General features: G+C 37.9%; 12 protein-coding genes. 7 read left to right on the top strand and 5 right to left on the bottom strand.

Translation table 11 applies throughout. The features are described 5' to 3' along the window. Window positions 1-341 precede the first annotated feature (341 nt). Window positions 342-1,043, bottom strand: a complete 702-nt coding sequence (locus ACY2RU_RS14885; protein WP_490139272.1) for a DUF4294 domain-containing protein — start codon at window positions 1,041-1,043, stop codon at window positions 342-344. A gap of 116 nt (window positions 1,044-1,159) precedes the next feature. On the opposite strand from ACY2RU_RS14885, the gene ACY2RU_RS14880 reads away from it, so the two are divergent. The 5 genes from ACY2RU_RS14880 (at window position 1,160) to ACY2RU_RS14860 (ending at window position 7,530) form a co-directional block, all read left to right on the top strand. After that, a complete protein-coding gene (locus tag ACY2RU_RS14880; RefSeq protein WP_490139271.1) occupies window positions 1,160-2,245 on the top strand; it encodes a M42 family metallopeptidase in 1,086 nt (361 codons plus the stop codon). 105 nt (window positions 2,246-2,350) lie between these two features. After that, the gene (locus tag ACY2RU_RS14875; protein WP_490139270.1) at window positions 2,351-3,427 is read left to right on the top strand and encodes a DNA topoisomerase IB; all 1,077 of its coding nucleotides are present in this window, start codon (window positions 2,351-2,353) and stop codon (window positions 3,425-3,427) included. 187 nt (window positions 3,428-3,614) lie between these two features. After that, on the top strand, window positions 3,615-5,090 hold the full coding sequence (locus tag ACY2RU_RS14870) for a hypothetical protein (protein ID WP_490139269.1): 1,476 nt from the start codon (window positions 3,615-3,617) through the stop codon (window positions 5,088-5,090). 80 nt (window positions 5,091-5,170) lie between these two features. Then, the gene (locus ACY2RU_RS14865; protein WP_490139268.1) at window positions 5,171-6,598 is read left to right on the top strand and encodes an MBOAT family O-acyltransferase; all 1,428 of its coding nucleotides are present in this window, start codon (window positions 5,171-5,173) and stop codon (window positions 6,596-6,598) included. A 2-nt stretch (window positions 6,599-6,600) separates the two neighbouring features. After that, on the top strand, window positions 6,601-7,530 hold the full coding sequence (locus tag ACY2RU_RS14860; protein ID WP_490139267.1) for a hypothetical protein: 930 nt from the start codon (window positions 6,601-6,603) through the stop codon (window positions 7,528-7,530). Window positions 7,531-7,532: 2 nt separating this feature from the next. On the opposite strand, the gene ACY2RU_RS14855 is transcribed toward ACY2RU_RS14860, so the two are convergent. Next, window positions 7,533-8,921, bottom strand: a complete 1,389-nt coding sequence (locus ACY2RU_RS14855; protein WP_490139266.1) for an alanine/glycine:cation symporter family protein — start codon at window positions 8,919-8,921, stop codon at window positions 7,533-7,535. Between the two features lie 60 nt (window positions 8,922-8,981). Between ACY2RU_RS14855 and ACY2RU_RS14850 the strand changes: the two genes are divergently transcribed. After that, complete coding sequence (locus ACY2RU_RS14850; RefSeq protein ID WP_490139265.1) at window positions 8,982-10,244, top strand: acyloxyacyl hydrolase; 1,263 nt, start codon at window positions 8,982-8,984, stop codon at window positions 10,242-10,244. Window positions 10,245-10,290: 46 nt separating this feature from the next. On the opposite strand, the gene ACY2RU_RS14845 is transcribed toward ACY2RU_RS14850, so the two are convergent. Continuing rightward, window positions 10,291-12,567 carry a phage tail-like protein gene (locus ACY2RU_RS14845; protein ID WP_490139264.1) on the bottom strand — a complete coding sequence of 759 codons (2,277 nt, stop codon included), beginning with the start codon at window positions 12,565-12,567 and terminating at the stop codon, window positions 10,291-10,293. Window positions 12,568-12,767: 200 nt separating this feature from the next. Here ACY2RU_RS14845 and ACY2RU_RS14840 point away from each other — a divergent pair, with 200 nt between their 5' ends. Further along, window positions 12,768-15,902 carry a CRTAC1 family protein gene (locus ACY2RU_RS14840; protein WP_490139263.1) on the top strand — a complete coding sequence of 1,045 codons (3,135 nt, stop codon included), beginning with the start codon at window positions 12,768-12,770 and terminating at the stop codon, window positions 15,900-15,902. Here the strand turns inward: ACY2RU_RS14840 and ACY2RU_RS14835 are convergent. After that, window positions 15,899-16,849, bottom strand: coding sequence for a phosphoribosylaminoimidazolesuccinocarboxamide synthase (locus ACY2RU_RS14835; RefSeq protein WP_490139262.1), 951 nt, complete (start codon window positions 16,847-16,849; stop codon window positions 15,899-15,901). The two genes, ACY2RU_RS14840 and ACY2RU_RS14835, sit on opposite strands and share 4 nt — an antisense overlap. Window positions 16,850-16,875: 26 nt before the next feature. Beyond that, window positions 16,876-17,829 carry a PhoH family protein gene (locus ACY2RU_RS14830; protein ID WP_490139261.1) on the bottom strand — a complete coding sequence of 318 codons (954 nt, stop codon included), beginning with the start codon at window positions 17,827-17,829 and terminating at the stop codon, window positions 16,876-16,878. Window positions 17,830-17,896: the final 67 nt, after the last annotated feature.

The following is a 17,896-nucleotide window of genomic DNA, read 5'->3' as shown; positions in this document are numbered from 1 at the left end:
ACCCCAATCCATAATCATTTGAAAGCGTTTAGATTATCACAAAACAAATCTTTAATACAACCTTTACCTTATTATATATACTATTTAAAACCTTTCCATACCCTACCCTCAAAATCAAACCAAATCTTTACCCACATAACCAAACCGCGTTAGGGATTGAGCGCCGCGACTGCCCGCCAAAACATAACTTTCGAACTAACGACCAAACGCAGGAGAATGTCTGAGCTCTCACGCCGCTGGCGTGAAGCGAGTAGCGAAAGCCCGACACAGCATCGCACAAGATAACGCAGGGCGAGGCTGGGGAACGCCCAAAAAAAATGAAACTTAATACGGATCAATTACTATTTTTCGGAAGTCTTCTTATTCCAATGAGAGGTTAGATCTAAATAATCTATTTTAAAAGCAGGTTTTTGCCTTTCAAGAATATTAGACTGAAAACTGCGCTCCAAAATATCCTCGATCAAATAATCCTCTTTATTCTCAAAAGGTTGATATTCTTCTTTGATGGTAATATCAAACATATTGGCTGTGGTGTTATACCAAAAAGCTCGCCAGCCTGTACGAAGTTCCTTGACCAGATCAAAGGCTGTCCTCCCCGTTTGACGATGAATCAACTTAACCAGGATCTGACCCTCGGTACGGGTAAGTTTTTTAAGTTTTTCGGAAAACTCTTCTTCTATATACTTTTGGATACGTTTGGTATATCGTCTACGGTCTCCCTTCTTCTCTATCGTTTGCAAGCGCTCTGTCATGGTTGTTAATCTTTCTGCAGCCAATTTTGCATACGGATACACTTTACGTGTCTTTCTACGAAGGATCAAATACCGTCTACGGTCCTCTTTTGAGTTAAACTTTAGTTTATTCAACAAAACCACTTCGTCAAGGTCAATAAATTCTCTAGGAACCGTATCACCTTCTATAATATAGTATTGAACTTCTACCGAATCTTTGGCTTGCTGAATTGCATCAGGGATGTCTTGTGCCTTTGCTAAAAAAGGCAGTATAAAAAACAGAGCTAAATATATAGGCAATCGTATGATCATTATTGTGACTTTAAGATTTTGTACAGCGCTAAAATCATTCCAAAATTAAACAAATTGAAGGGCTTCACTTATTAATTAATTACTAATTTTGAAACAAACGTAATTATAAACTACCTATGGCTAAATCAATTCTAAATAAAAAATCGCTCACATTTCTAGAAAAATATCTAAATAATGCCGCTCCCACGGGCTATGAATGGGACGGACAAAAAATTTGGATGGACTATCTCAAACCTTATGTGGATGAATTTTTTACGGATACTTACGGGACCGCCGTTGCAGTTATCAATCCGAAAGCGAAATTTAAAGTTGTTATCGAAGGACATGCCGATGAGATCTCATGGTATGTAAATTATATAAGTGATAACGGACTCCTTTATGTGATTCGAAACGGAGGAAGCGATCATCAAATTGCCCCCTCGAAGATCGTTAATATTCACACCAAAAAAGGAATCATTAAAGGTGTATTTGGATGGCCTGCCATACATACCCGCAGTAAAGCGAAAGAAGAAGCTCCCAAACCCGACAATATTTTTGTTGACGTAGGAGCAAAAGATAAAGAAGAAGTTGAAAAAATGGGCATTCATGTTGGTTGCGTTATCACCTACCCTGATGTGTTCCATGTTTTAAATAAAGACAAGTTTGTTTGTAGAGCGTTAGACAATAGAATGGGCGGATTTATGATTGCCGAAGTCGCTCGATTACTTAAAGAAAATAAAAAGGAGCTTCCTTTTGGTTTGTACATTACAAACTCGGTACAGGAAGAGATCGGTTTACGTGGCGCTCAAATGATCGCAGAACGAATCCAACCTAATGTGGCTATTGTTACCGATGTAACCCACGATACCACAACACCTATGATCGATAAGAAAACACAAGGTCATGCTGAGATCGGTGCGGGTCCTGTAATTGCATATGCTCCTGCAGTACAACAAAAACTACGTGATCTAATTACTGAGACTGCTGAAAAGAATAAAATTCCGTTTCAACGCGCTGCTTTATCTCGTGCTACTGGAACAGATACAGATGCCTTTGCCTACAGCAATAGCGGTGTAGCTAGTGCCCTTATTTCACTTCCGTTACGTTATATGCACACAACGGTTGAAATGGTGCATCGGGATGATGTAGAGAATGTCATCAAATTGATTTATGAAACCTTATTGAAAATTAAGGAGGGAGATACATTTAGCTATTTCGACTAGTTAATACTATTCATTCTTATAACTAAAACCTTCAGAAGTTTATTTTTCTGAAGGTTTTGCTTTTTGTTAAGACTTTTTCTAAAAATGTTGAACTATTTTTAGCTTATGGTTATAAAGACACCGCATATTAAACAGATCTTAAAGAATCCTGAAAAGGCTGCTGCCTTGGCAAATCTTATTTATATAACCGATAATAAGCTTACTATTGAGCGCCACAAGCACGGTCGGGGCTTCTATTATGTGCAACAAGGCAAAAAAGTAAAAGACAACTCCTCTTTGTGTCGTTTTAAAAGCTTGGTGATTCCGCCGGCCTGGAATGAAGTACGCATCACTCACCTAGAAAATGGGCATTTACAGGTTGTTGGCAGGGATGAAAAAAATCGCAAACAATACCGCTATCACCCGCATTGGTCTCAAATTAGAAACAAAACAAAGTTTTTAAAAATGGCTTCCTTCGGAAAAGCACTTCCCAGCATGCGAGCAACTGTGGCAGATGATTTGCGCTTACCTAAGATGACCAAAAGAAAATGTCTTGCGCTAATCGTGAGTTTAATGGAAGAGACGCATATTAGAATTGGCAATGAGTATTACGCAAAGCGGAATAAAACCTATGGTCTTTCTACCCTACGAACACGCCACCTCGACATTTATAACAACAAGCTCAAATTTGAATTTGTTGGTAAGAAGGGTAAAAAACACAACATTACCCTTCGGAATAAAAAGCTTCAAAAACTCGTATTGGAGTGCAAAGATATTCCGGGTTGGGAACTATTTCAATATTATGACGAAGACGGAAAGCATCACACTATAGACAGTGGTATGGTCAATGATTATATCCAAGAAATAAGTGGTGACCTTTTTTCAGCAAAAGATTTTAGAACTTGGGCTGGTAGTAAGGTGTTTTTTGAAACACTGTACGAACTGGACTCTCCTACTTCGGAAAAGGACATACAAAAGAATATAATTGCGGCATACGACGCAACGGCTCGATCATTAGGAAATACGCGATCTGTCTGTAAGAAATATTATGTTCATCCTGCAATACCAACTTCTTATGAAAATAATGCTTTGGGCGATGCTTTTGAAAAACTAGAACAGTCAAAAACCCAAGATTTAGCTCGTCCAGCCTCAGAACTTATCCTTCTAGAACTCTTTTCTAGCTACAGACCAGTGTTAAAGTAAGGGGCTTAATTTGTCAAAAAATCAATAAATCACCGTCTATTTACCTTTTTTTGCGATTATCTGAAACTTATCCTTTTATTCTTTAAAATTAGATTTGGGGTAACAATTTCTTAGCATTCTCAAAGGTGGATTTCCTTAATTAATCCATTATTTTTGAGTCCTAACATAATCAATTATTTAACCTCATATGAAACAATTATTATTACTGGCAATTACTTTTGCCGCGTTTACCAGTTGCTCAGTTGATAACGTCAATACCCCCGAAACAGCGCAAAATTTAAGTTATAACACAGCAACAGACACTAACAGTCTGGGTATGTATAAAGGAGTATTTACTACAAACGATTCAAAATACAGAGGAACTGTTGCCATTGATGTTCCACAGAAATATACACTAGCCAATAATACAAGCGGATTACTTTACCCAACAGCTTATATTACATTACAAACTGGTGAAGTTATTATAGCAAAAGCGAATCAAAAAGTGTATGATGGAGAAGCTATCGATAACTTAGTTTTTTCCTCAAACAATATTTCTTTTAAGCTTTCTATAAACGCAGATGGTACAGAACCAACAATCAATGAAGTGATTTACAAAGAAACTGAAGCAGGGATCTTGATCGCTAAACATACTGAGTTTGCTCCAATAACGCCAATAATCGGAACCTACAATTGTGATAACTGTGCTGGTAATCCTTATTTAGATAATGGTGCTATACAAACATTCAATATGGTTTTTACAAATTCTGATTCAGATGGCGGGATCACTGTACAAGTGATTCGTGATCTTACTATCTTTAACGGAATTGGATATCAAGATAACTGTGCGGCAAATGGAACTACAACCAATTGCGAGGTAAATAGTGGTGACGGTTCAACTACTACGGTAAGCTTTATCGCAAATGGAAACCCTGTTTATTGGACAGGGAATCATACATTTAACAATGAAGCAACAGGTCCTAATGACTGCTCTGGTTTCTCGGGAACTTGGGAATGGGAATCACGCGTATATGGTGTTCTAACCGGAACCTTGACAAGTGACGATGGATGTTTCTCTACGCTATTGGATCAAGATTTTAATATGTTTCTTGGTGACGGTTATACACCTAATCCAACTTCATCTCAACTGGACTCTGATATTTTTATCATAAATGGGTTTAGTGACGGAAACATGACGTATGGAGATAGTAGAACTAATGGTGATTTTACAGGATATGGTTTACAAGGTGGTGTTACATCAGGAGGTTGCTATTCATTTGAAGTTGCAAACAATGACTTTTCGTGGGGTGTACAACCTTCCGGAGACGATTTCACACCTGGACACTATGAGATTAAAGTAGAGAATATTACAGGAAACGATTTAAGCACAGTGCGTATAGGCTATGATATTTATGTATTGAATGATGAAAACAAAGGGAATAGTCTAAACTTCTCTTATTCCACAGACGGAACTAATTTTACAAGCGTTTCCGCTTTAGACTTTACCTCTCCTGGCGTCTTAGATGCTAATGGATGGATACGTACACCGCGTGAAACTACGCTTTCGGTTACTGTTGCTGATGGAGGATTTATCTATTTCCGTTTTTCAGGAGACGATGTAATTTCCGGAAACGGCGGAAGAGATGAATTTGCGCTTGACAATATTTTAGTTGAAGGGTTTTAATCTCATTGTTTTAGATAAAATAGTAAAAGGCTACCAATACGGTAGCCTTTTTTTATATTAGCACAACTAAATTCCCCTAAGTGTTATTCAATTCGTTCGATTTTGGATTTTTTCTCGTCATCGTATATATAGTATATTGGACTATTGGCACCAAACGACGTAGAAATCAGAACGTACTCTTACTAGTAGCAAGCTATCTTTTTTACGGTCTTTGGGATTGGCGTTTCCTTGCTTTATTATTGGCAAGTTCTTTATTAGATTACTATGCTGGCAAAGCCATGGAAAGTACAGTAGATCAAGCAAGAAGAAAACTCTATTTATGGATCAGTATTTTTTGGAATTTAGGCATTCTTTTCACTTTTAAATACTTCGATTTCTTTATTGACAACTTCTATCATTTGTTTTCTATTGAACAAGTTTCTGGTTCCTGGAACACTTGGGAGATCATCATTCCCCTTGGTTTAAGTTTTTACACCTTTCAAACTATGAGTTATAGTATTGATGTGTTTCAGAAGAAACTAGCACCTTCTAACAATTTACTAGAATTCCTTTGCTTTGTAAGTTTTTTTCCACAACTCGTCGCTGGTCCCATTGAACGTGCTAAAAAATTGTTGCCACAATTTAAAAAAAAGCGTGAGTTTGACTTAGACACTACCAAAGAAGGCCTGCGTCAGATCTTATGGGGCCTATTTAAAAAAATTCTTGTCGCTGATAAGCTAGGAATTGCAGTTAGTACAATCTTTGCTGAACCTGAAGCTTATGGAAGTATTAGTTTGATCTATGCCGGCGTCTTGTTTTCTTTCCAGGTTTACTGTGATTTCTCTGGTTATAGTGATATTGCAATAGGAACAGCAAAACTCTTTGGATTTAAGCTGAGTAAAAATTTCAAAATTTTCTACCTCTCTAAAAGTCTTACCGAATTATGGCGTAATTGGCATATTACACTTACACAATGGTTTACAGATTATGTTTATGTGCCTTTTGTACAACACGCTAAAAAAGTCACAAGAGCGCGTAGAATGCTAGGATTAGTTCTCACTATGCTCTTAGTAGGCTTATGGCATGGTGCCAACTGGACTTTTGTCGCTTTTGGACTGTTTAACGGTCTCTTTCTAGTAATTGAACGTGTTCCCATTTCAAAAGGAAAGTCACTTCTAAGAATACTTAAAAATGCGCCGATAGCAGTATCATTAATATATACATATAGTTTATACACCATTCTCTGTATTTTCTTTCGTTCCGAGAATATAGGGCAAGCGTTTTTTATTCTGAAACGTATTTTTACTTTTACTCCAGATGAGCATCTTTCTACTATTATTGGAACCAAACTTATCTATCTTTTGGTTATGATCATAGCCGAGATAAGTACCAGAAAGTGGGATTTTCCTTTACAGCATATACAACTCCATCTTCCGAAGCCTATTCGGTGGGTCACCTATTATATCATCATCTTTTTTATTATTAGATACGCCGAACCAACACAATCGTTTATATATTTTCATTTTTGAGTATGCAACGTAAACTTATCTTATCTCTACTCCTTTTCTTTACACCTATTGTTGCCGGGTGTATTCTAGCAGAATTACTCGCTCGTGCGGTACCTGAATCATATCAATTCAATGCGAAGCAACTTGAGGAAAACAAAGACTCGATCGAGGTTTTGATCTTAGGTTCTTCACAAATGTTAAATGCCGTCAATGCAGATCTGTTAGATCGTCCCGCCATCAATATGGCTTCGGGAGATCAACATCACGATACCGATCTTAAGATAGCCAAGGCACTTGTTGAAAGACTTCCGAAGTTAAACACAGTTGTCTTTGAGGTTTCCTATAGTCACTTTGAAATGCCCTTTAATGGTCCCAATTTTTGGAAGAATAATGTCTATTTATCTTATTATAAGATCAATAATTTTGAGCACCCCACTTACTTTAAAGATCACTCGCTTTACTTGGCTCAACGGCGTTTATATTCAGAAAAAATAAACGCTTACTTTTTAAAAAACATACCCATTGCGGGTTTTAATCGTTTTGGTTTCGACACACTGAATTACAGCGGAAGCTTTCAAAAGTTAAAATATAACAAAGAAGCTATTGCTAATCGTAATATTAAGATCAGCACAGAGGAGAATTTATATACTTTCAACAAAAACACAGCACATTTCTTTACCATGCTACGTTATTTTGAAGCTAATAACATACACGTAATCATCTGTAAAACTCCTATGTATACAAGTTATCTTCGGAAACGAAACCCAAATATTTTGCATCGCAGAGATAGTATTTTAGCTCAGACTATGATTGATTTTCCGAAGATAAAGGTATTAGATCAAGAAGAAGACACTACAGTTTATAGCGTTCGGGACTATATTAATGAGAGTCATCTAAACCCAACTGGTGCTATTAAGTTTACCGAAGCACTTTCAAATCTAATTGAGCAGTAAGATTAGTGCTTTTTTAAATTTCCGAAGTATCGCTTCGCCTCTTTTATCACCCGAGGGGCGAGAATAATGGTTGTTAACATAGTTGGTATTGCCATTAACGCAAAGAATGTATCAATCAAATTGATCATCATATTCAATGAAGTGGTCGCTCCCACAAGAATACTTGCTATATAAAAATAGTGATAGATGTTCTTATTCTTAGCGCCAAAGAGAAACGACATACATTTGGTTCCGTAGTAAGAATATGAAAAGAGCGATGAAATACTAAAGACCGCAATACAAAGCATAAGTGCATACTTTCCATAAACTGGAATTCCAGATTCAAATGCTGTCGCGGTTAAGCTTACGCCATTGGCATCGCTAGAGGTCCAAACGCCTGTAACTAGTATTGCTAAGGCAGTGAGTGTACAAACAATTAAAGTATCAATAGCTGGTCCAAGCATGGCTACTAGTCCTTCACGAATAGGCTCATTGGTTTTGGCTGCTCCATGCGCCATAGGTGCCGTTCCTATACCTGCTTCGTTGGAAAAAGCTCCACGTTTAATTCCTAATAGTATGAGTCCACCAACCACACCTCCTAAAAACGCATCGCCTTCATAAAAGTTAGCAGAAAAGGCATCGGTAAAGATCATCCCTAGATATTTTGGAACTTCATCTATATAGACACCCAAAATAATAAGAACCATAATAAAATATAGGACAACCATACTTGGCACCAATCTAGACGCAGTCTTGCTAATACGCGAGATCCCTCCTAAAATAACGATAGAAGTAATTATAGCTAAGGCCACACCGATTAAGATATCGGTTTTAAAACCACCATACAAACCTGCTGGTTTTAAGAGAATATCATTGAGTGCTTGTGTAAGCTGATTGACATTAAAAACAGGTAATGCTCCTACCAATCCAGCAATACTAAAGAAGATTGCCAAAGGTTTCCAGTTTTTGCCTAAACCTTCGGTAATAAAGTACATTGGACCGCCTTGAATTTCACCGTTGCTATCTTTCCCACGATACATCACGGCAAGAGTAGCCGTAAAAAATTTAGTAGACATCCCGATCACTGCGCTTACCCACATCCAAAAAACAGCACCGGGACCACCTATAGCAATAGCTACCGCAACACCTGCAATATTCCCCATCCCAACTGTAGCTGATAATGCCGTAGTTAATGCTTGAAAATGCGTAATATCTCCAGCATCGTTCTCATCATCGTAACGCCCACGTAAAACAGCTATAGCATGGCCCAAATAACGAAATGGCAAAAACTTAATTCGTATCAGGAGATAGAGTCCGCCGCCCATAAGAAGGATCAATAAAGGTAATCCCCAAGCGAGTGAAGACATTTCGGCAATAAGAGTATCTATAGTTTTTACAAATCGATCAAGCATTTTACGAATGTAAAACTTAAATTTTAAAAATTGCAAGATAAATGGTTACTTGCAACGCAAATGAAAAAAGCTCTCTTCGTAATTTTTTTAATCATATGTACGGTAGCATACGGACAGGAGCCGGATCGTGTGTATCAGTATAGTGATTACGCCATGCCTGAAATACTTTATGGCAATACAGCCGAACCCAATGATAGTTTTCCTACAGTTAAACGACAGAAAGCATTTTTGTTGAGCTTCGGAAAACACCACACACAAAAATCTGATGAATGGGCCTATCGTCTTAACTATCCCCGTACAGGAATAACTTTTAGCATCAATGATTACGGAAATTATAGAGATGTGGGGTATTCGGCCTCTGCCCTATCGTTTATTGAATTTGATCTTTTCCGAAGAAAGAAAAAGGATCTTAAAGTGAATGTCGCTTTGGGTGCTTCTTATTTTAATCAGCGTCTTACACGCAACGGTAACTATATTAATAAAGGTGTAAGTACGGCTCTTAATTGGTCATTTAAGACCTTTTTTTATTACGAATTTCTTAAGACAAAACGAACCGCCTATAGAATTGGAGCTGGTTATTTTCATCATTCTAACGGACATACACGACTGCCTAATCAGGGTTTTAACTCTTTTATGTTAAGTGCTTCGGCCCAAATTCACGACCGAAATCTTCGCGACTATTTGCCTGCAGATTCGATACTAAGTTTAGAGCGTTCAAAATCAAGACAATGGTTTTATAGTGTGCGAACAGGTGTTGGTCAGAATGTATTGACTGTAGATCGCAATGACAGACGCGAAGTATATTCTGTAGCTGTTTCAGGTGGACAAATCATAAATAAAACATATAAAATTGGTTTGGGATTCTTCTATCGATTTTATGAAGGTTATTACGAGTATATTGATGATAACGGACCTTTTATAACCGAATTATATCCTGTATTTAAGGAAGATCCGTTTATGTATGCTTCAAATTATGGAGTCTTTGGAAGTGCTGAGTTACTCCTCAATCATGTGGCTATAGAATTCAATCTCGGACTTAATATCCACAAACCATTTTACCCTTTGGAATACCAGTTAAATCAAGGTGTAACCTATTATATTAATGGAGTATTCTTTGAAGAATTAGGTGAATTGGATGCGAAATACAAAAAGAAGCAATTGATCAATAGCCGACTCGGATTAAAATATTATGTTATAGGGCAAGAGAAATCACCTAGACACAATTTTTTTATAAGTGCTAACTTGAACGCCAACTTAGGTCAAGCAGATTTTAGTGAACTTAGTATTGGGTATGTTCACGGTTTTGCTGTTCAGAAGAAATAAAAAAAGCGCCCCTTCCGGAGCGCTTATACATTAAGTTATAATGGCTTTATTTCACTACCATTCGTTTTGTGTCAATTCTTTTTCCATCTACATAAAGTGTATAGAAATATACAGCTGCTTGTAAGCGCGATTCATCAACTTTGATGGATCCTTCACCAAATTGGGTGATAGGAATATCTTGAATTCGTTGACCACTTGTAGCTGTGATAGTAATATTCGCCTTATTATGATTAAAAGGAATATAATATCCAATAGTCGTAAAACCATCAAATGGATTCGGGACGTTTTGAAGTAGCTTCGCAAAATCTGGCACCCCTTGATTATCATCAACAGCCAATGGTGAACACGCACAATCTTCTAATACAATAAGGCGTGCCAACAGGTCATCAAGCATAGCTTGTTGAGCAGCATTAGTACTTATTAGATCATCAATTTGGATTTGCTGTGCAGCATTTTCGTCTATTACAGGTTGTACTATTGGAGTTAGATCAATAAAAGCTAGATTTCCACCAGAAATAAGTATCTCTAATGTATTTCCTGAAAGGTTAACACCAAGTGTCTGTTGGTCTGTATTATCTAAATAACCAGTTAGATCTACACTACCACCGTTTTCAAGATCCAGTGAGTTTCCAGCAAGTGTAAGTTGTTGATCATCTGACCCCGCATTATCTAAAGAAGATAAGTCGACCGTTTCAGAAGCACCACCTTCAATACCTATAGTTAGTATATTTCCAGCCAAACCAGATCCAGCGATGTTTTGATCATCTGTTCCGGCGTCATCTAATGAAGAAAGATCAACTGTTTCAGAAGCACCACCTTCAATACCGATGGTTAGCATATTTCCAGCAAAACCAGAACCTGTGATGTTTTGATCGTCTGTTCCAGCGTCATCTAATGAAGAAAGGTCAACTATTTCCGAAGCACCACCTTCAATCCCGATGGTTAGCATATTTCCAACTAATCCAGAACCTGCGATGTTTTGATCATCGGTTCCAGCGTCATCTAATGAAGAAAGGTCGATCACTTCTGATGTTCCACCTTCAATACCGATGGTTAGCATATTTCCAGCAAAACCAGAACCTGTGATGTTTTGATCATCTGTTCCCGCGTCATCTAATGAAGAAAGGTCTATCACTTCTGATGTTCCACCTTCAATACCGATGGTTAGCATATTTCCAACTAATCCAGAACCTGCGATGTTTTGATCATCGGTTCCAGCGTCATCTAATGAAGAAAGGTCGATCACTTCTGACGTTCCACCTTCAATACCGATGGTTAGCATATTTCCAGCAAAACCAGAACCTGTGATGTTTTGATCGTCCGTTCCAGCGTCATCTAATGAAGAAAGGTCGATCACTTCTGATGTTCCACCTTCAATCCCAATGGTTAACATATTTCCAGCAAAACCAGAACCTGTGATGTTTTGATCGTCGGTTCCTCCAGCGCCACCAGAACTCCAAGCGGCACCATCCCATGTATACAGTGAGCCATCATCTGTATCAAATACTACTACTCCAACTTCAGCAGCTCCCAAAGCTGTACCTAAAGCATCGCGCTGAATGGTTGTTAATCTGTTTAATTGCAGTCCTCTAGTTGTACCTGTTAATTCTAGAGAAACTGTAGATGGAGGGCTAGCGGTTCCTAATCCTACAGAGCCATTTGTATTTATAAACAATGCATTATCAGGAGCACCTGCTCTAATTCTAAAAGGCAGATTACTAGATGTGGTAACATCTCTAATAAAGAAATTGGTTTCGTTACCAGCAACATCCCATGTTTGCGGTGTAAATCCGCTTGCACCAGTTTGTTCCAGACGTACTGATGGTGAATCACCATCTGCAATATGTAACTCTAAAGCGGGGTCGGCTGTTCCTAAACCAACATTACCTCCTGAATCTGAAATAACCATTGCATTAGCTCCAGAACCTGCCTCTACCTTAAAAGGTCTATTTCCAGCAGTGGCATCATCTATTGCGAAATAATTCTCACCGCCATTGTTCGAATCATTTGCTGTTAGACGCCAATCGTTGCTAGGAAAACTTGCACTATTACTTGTATCGTCAAAATGAATACGCAAATTGTTCTCTTTTAAACGAAACGTATCAAAGCCAAAATTTTCCCCATTTGCACAATCATTACCAACACAAAGGCTGAAAGTAACAATCAAATCATCTGTAATTACTTGATCTCTTGTTGGAATATCTGCATCAATTACTGCCCTATATTGCGGCGTTTCCATCATTTCGGCAAACGGATTTTGCGCAAAAGCAGTAAGTCCGAATAGCATGATGCACATGCTAAAAAGAAGTTGTTTTGTTTTCATAAGCTAGTCTAATTAGTTAGTTAGTGAACAATATAGAAATACAATTGTATTTTACCTAAGCAATTTAATGAATGATCCATGTTATGACCAATAATTACGTAGTAGTACGTAGTTCGCTTAACGCCAATTGTATTATTTTTCAGAAATTGGAAGCCCTTGATTTTTCCTTACATTTAACCAGAATTTCTAACTAACCGCACATGTATTTTTTTAAATCACTAACACTAACTATTTGTCTCATCCTTTTTTCTGTCAGCGCAATGATGGCTCAAAAAAATGCTAGTGTTTCTGAAATTATTAGTAAGATCCAAGCCCTGGAACAAAATAAAGACCCAAAGTGCTACGCTACTGCCAATCGACTTGAAGATTTTATGTATGGAACTCCGCTAGATGAAGATGCACGAAACTTTAAAATATCGATACAGAAGGAGCTTATTTATTATTTAAAAGAGAAAAGCAGCCAACTCGCAGAACGAGATAGTTCAGAAAAGATAACAGCCCAACAGCTAAATGAGGTCTTAGCTGAAATTTCAGACTATACCACCTCAAAATCTGGAGACTATCTTTATAAACTTAGTACAGGAACTATTAGCATTGCAAAACGTGATTTTGACCAATACTCTTCCGTTTCGTACGGCTATAGATCTCTTCTTTCTGTAGAACAAGACCTATTGATGTTTTCCGAAAGTAATCTTCGTTCTTTTAACGCTGAAGCTCTTCAGACGGCTAATAGTTATATAAACCTTATTACGCTGGTTACATTAAAAATAGCCGATATTAATGCTCGAAAAGCAAACGAACTTACCATAACAACTAAACGTCTGAGTGATACATGGCAGCTAATTTTAAACGAGTCAAAAAACAAGAACGCCATTGTTCAATCAAAATACCCTTCAGCTATCACATCAACAAAGGCAACTTCTCTAAACCACAATGTATTAGTCAAAGAGATCATATCACAGAAATTAACATCTTATGAAAAATACAACCAACTTTCTGAGAGTGTTTTTCTTCGGAATATTCAAGTGTATTTTGCGCGTCAAAAATGGCCAATAGATCCCACAACCTCTAATGAATTAAGAAATTATTACCTAGAATCCCTCATTCAGTTTTCTTCAGAACTCCTTAAAAGATCTGATGAAGTCGCACTAAATGAAAACGCTGCGCTTATTAGAGTGAATCATGTTCAGCAAGCCCTGATCCCCTTTCTTCCTTCCCTAACAAATACCTTCGAAGACGTAACTTTTTTTCCAAATTCAATAGATCAAAAAGTCAAAATAGAATCATACGATCTCGATTCATTTAGGGATAGCGGATTTCATTGGCGAATTTTAGGATATGCCTTTGATGACCTAAAAACCAAAGAAATGCGTAGTCTTGATCCAAATGCTGCAGAACAATTTGTAGAAGGGATTGCACAAATGGGTGTTTTGGTGCTGCGTTTAGCTGGTGAATATTCTCATAAAAATCAAAAAACAGTTCTTGATCAAGAGGATCTTAAGCAGGCTTTTATACAAATTCAGCATTTAATAGACACCTATGATTATAATGCCTCGGTGAAAGATACTACAGTTATTACTTCAGCTTCAAATAAAGCGATCTCCAGTGGTTTTGCCGATGTTACAAACGATGTGAATATTCTTTTTGAGCACAAGTCGTCAGATTGGTTAAACCGACTCATACGCGGTTATACCGTTTTATCTTCCGAAGGTGTTATAAAACTCTCCATCCCTCCTGCTTTTGGCGGCTCTGGGGTGGCGTGTGAAGATATAAACGACGACGGACTTATAGACGTGTTGCTCCTTGGTGGCTTCGGAAATAAATTGTTCTTAAATACTAAAGATGGAACCTTTAAAGACATTACAGAAAACAGCGGGATCAATAACTGGAATAACGAGACCAAATCATTTGGGGAAGTAAGACAACCCATTATAGCCGATTTCGATAATAATGGAACTCAGGATATATTTATTAGCTATGTCAACGATACACATAATATCTATAGCAACCAAGGCGAAGGCAACTTTGATGATCGTACAGAAACAGCTAATCTAGGAGGTAAAAATGCCGTAGCCGGGCCAGCGACTGCATTTGATTATAACAATGACGGATTGCTAGATATATTTATTGGGTACTTCGGAAATTATGTAGCAGGTCAATTGCCAAACTTGAGTAGAAACAGCCAAAATGGCGCTCCAAACAAATTATTTAAAAATTTAGGCGATTTCAAATTTATTGAGGTTCCGTTTACAACTTCAACCTCTGGAAATAATGGTTGGACGCAGGCCCTTGGTCACGCCGATATTGATCAAGATGGTTGGCAAGATGTTATAGTTGGAAACGACTTTGGTGTAAATGAATATTACCGGAATAACCAGAACGGTACCTTTTCCGAAGTAAGTAAAAAATTAGGAACAGATAAGCCCTCCTATACCATGAATGTTGGAATAACCGATCTCAATGGCGATCTCCATCCAGATTTTTACATTTCCAACATCGTAGTCATGCAGAAAGACGAAAAATATGTGAGTCCGAATGCCGAAACCCAAATGAAATTCGATCCAAAAAAAATGGCGAATATTAGAACGGTAGAGGCTAACGATCTTTTTATAAGCTCAAGAGATAAGAACAATTTAACTACCTACTCGCTATCAAAGAATGTAGGGAGAGGTTACGCTGCAACAGGTTGGTCTTGGGATGCAGACTTCTTCGATTTCGATAACGACGGTGACGAAGATCTATATTGCCTAAATGGAATGAATGATTTTAGTGTTTATTCTAGTGAAAATCCGTTTTACTTTGAACTTGAAGAGGAATCGAAGACCATACGATACGCAGAAAGCAGTCGGGAACGCAATGTTTTTTTCGTCAATGAAAACGGACAACTAATTAATCATGCCGAAGATCTAGGAGCTGATCTTTACAGCAATGCTCGAAGTGCAAGCTATTTAGATTTCGACGATGACGGTGATCTCGATATTTTGATAAATAACTACCATGAACCTGCAACCCTACTCGAAAATAAACTCGACAAGACCAATAATTGGATCAAAATAAAACTTATTGGTGATGCACAAAACCGTATAAATAGAGATGCGATAGGCTCTTCGCTTGTGGTTAGAGATGTAAACGGACTAAAATTATGGCGGGAAATTCACAGTACGACTGGATATTTGTCTGTGCACCCCAAACAGCAGCATTTTGGTTTGGGAAAAGCGACAGAAGTAAGTGTTGATCTACTCTGGTCTAATGGTGAAAAATATACGGTTCCCGGACTCAAAGCAAATAAATCATACAATATTGCTTACCCCAATATTATAATTGCAAAAAACTAGGCGTTAAGATATTCTAGCACGTTTTTCTCTATACGTTCCTGAATATTTGAAACATCTGCTTTAACAAAAGCCTCACCTGTAATATTCTCATAAAGCTCAATATAACGTTCAGAAACAGTTGCAATGTATTCGTCGGTCATCTCTGGAACGCTTTGCCCTTCAAGACCTTGAAAGTTATTTGCGATTAACCATTGCCGTACAAATTCTTTTGATAGTTGTTTTTGTGCTTCTCCCCTTTCTTGTCTTTCTTGATAGCCTTCGGCGTAGAAATAACGCGATGAGTCTGGTGTGTGAATTTCATCGATAAGAACTATTTCTCCTTCGATTGTCTTTCCGAATTCATACTTGGTATCAACTAAGATCAAACCGCGATCCTTTGCGATCTCACTTCCGCGTTGAAACAATTTACGCGTATAATCTTCCAATACGAGGTAATCCTCTTCAGAAACGATTCCTCGCTTCAGAATATCTTCTCTTGAAATATCTTCATCATGATCCCCCATTTCAGCCTTAGTAGCAGGCGTAATAATGGGTTGAGGAAAAGCATCATTTTCTTTCATTCCCTCTGGCATGGCTACTCCACATAAAATTCGTTTTCCAGCTTTATACTCACGAGCCGCATGCCCGCTCATATAGCCACGAATAACCATTTCCACCTTAAAAGGAACACAAGCTTTTCCCACGGCGACATTTGGGTCTGGCGTTGCAATTAACCAATTAGGAACAATATCTTCGGTATCACGCATCATTTTAGTCGCAATTTGATTGAGAATCTGACCTTTATACGGAATTCCTTTCGGCATGACAACATCAAACGCACTAAGTCGGTCTGTTGCTACCATTAATAAGATATTGTTTTCCAAGGTGTAGACCTCACGCACTTTTCCGTGGTAAACAGCCTTTTGTCCCGGAAAATTGAAATTAGTGTCTATGATGGTATTTTTCATGACTTCGGAAATTTTATAAATCGCTATTAATCAATATTTTCAATGTTTTTGTAAGCGGCTATCACCTCTTTAACAAGACGATGTCTAATTACATCTTTATCATCTAAGTGAACCATACCAACGCCTTTTACGTCCTTCAATACAAGAAGCGCTTCCTTTAGACCAGAAATAACACGACGTGGAAGGTCTATTTGTCCAGGATCTCCTGTGATCATGAATTTTGCGCTCTTCCCCATACGGGTTAAGAACATTTTCATTTGAGCATGGGTGGTATTTTGCGCCTCATCAAGTATCACAAAAGCATTGTCTAGTGTTCTACCACGCATAAAGGCCATAGGAGCGATTTGTATGACTCCTTTTTCCATATAGGAATCTAACTTTTCATACGGAATCATATCACGCAAGGCATCATATAATGGTTGCATATACGGATCTAATTTTTCTTTTAGATCACCAGGAAGAAACCCTAGATTCTCACCAGCTTCTACTGCCGGACGCGTTAAGATAATACGTTTTACCTGTTTCTCCTTTAAGGCTTTTACCGCCAAAGCGACACCTGTATAGGTTTTTCCCGTTCCTGCGGGTCCTACGGCAAAAACCATATCATTTTTAGCCATTAGTTCAACGAGCTTGCGTTGGTTAGCCGTTTGTGCTTTGATCAATTTTCCGCTAACGCCATGAACCAAAACTTCGCCACTACTGGTAGAGGTTTCGTATTCGTCCTTATTTCTACTCAAAAGAACACGCTCAATGACATTTTCATCTAGCTTGTTATATTTTGCAACGTGCTCGAGCAACATGGTTATTCGCCTGTCAAACTCTTCGAGAACTTCCTCGTCGCCGTATGCCTTAATTTTGCTTCCTCTGGCGACGATTTTTAACTTCGGAAAGTATTTCTTTAATAAATCAATGTTAGCGTTTTCGAGTCCGAAGAAATCCCGAGGGCTAATTTCAGTAAGTTCAATGATGAGTTCGTTCAAAAGCAGTGATGTTTATAAGATTTTATACTTACTGTAAATATAGTTTTTCCAATCACAAAAGTAGCTT

Source organism: Ulvibacter sp. 2305UL32-6 (assembly GCF_058148545.1).
Note: the sequence above shows the minus strand (reverse complement) of the source record. Positions and strands in the feature narration are given on the sequence as shown.

Coding starts and splice junctions, on each gene's coding strand:
- ACY2RU_RS14860 (WP_490139267.1), top strand. CDS start 6,601: ATGCAACGTAAACTTATCTTATCTCTACTCCTTTTCTTTACACCTATT.
- ACY2RU_RS14870 (WP_490139269.1), top strand. CDS start 3,615: ATGAAACAATTATTATTACTGGCAATTACTTTTGCCGCGTTTACCAGT.
- ACY2RU_RS14880 (WP_490139271.1), top strand. CDS start 1,160: ATGGCTAAATCAATTCTAAATAAAAAATCGCTCACATTTCTAGAAAAA.
- ACY2RU_RS14850 (WP_490139265.1), top strand. CDS start 8,982: ATGAAAAAAGCTCTCTTCGTAATTTTTTTAATCATATGTACGGTAGCA.
- ACY2RU_RS14875 (WP_490139270.1), top strand. CDS start 2,351: ATGGTTATAAAGACACCGCATATTAAACAGATCTTAAAGAATCCTGAA.
- ACY2RU_RS14835 (WP_490139262.1), bottom strand. CDS start 16,849: ATGAAAAATACCATCATAGACACTAATTTCAATTTTCCGGGACAAAAG.
- ACY2RU_RS14885 (WP_490139272.1), bottom strand. CDS start 1,043: ATGATCATACGATTGCCTATATATTTAGCTCTGTTTTTTATACTGCCT.
- ACY2RU_RS14845 (WP_490139264.1), bottom strand. CDS start 12,567: ATGAAAACAAAACAACTTCTTTTTAGCATGTGCATCATGCTATTCGGA.
- ACY2RU_RS14840 (WP_490139263.1), top strand. CDS start 12,768: ATGTATTTTTTTAAATCACTAACACTAACTATTTGTCTCATCCTTTTT.
- ACY2RU_RS14855 (WP_490139266.1), bottom strand. CDS start 8,921: ATGCTTGATCGATTTGTAAAAACTATAGATACTCTTATTGCCGAAATG.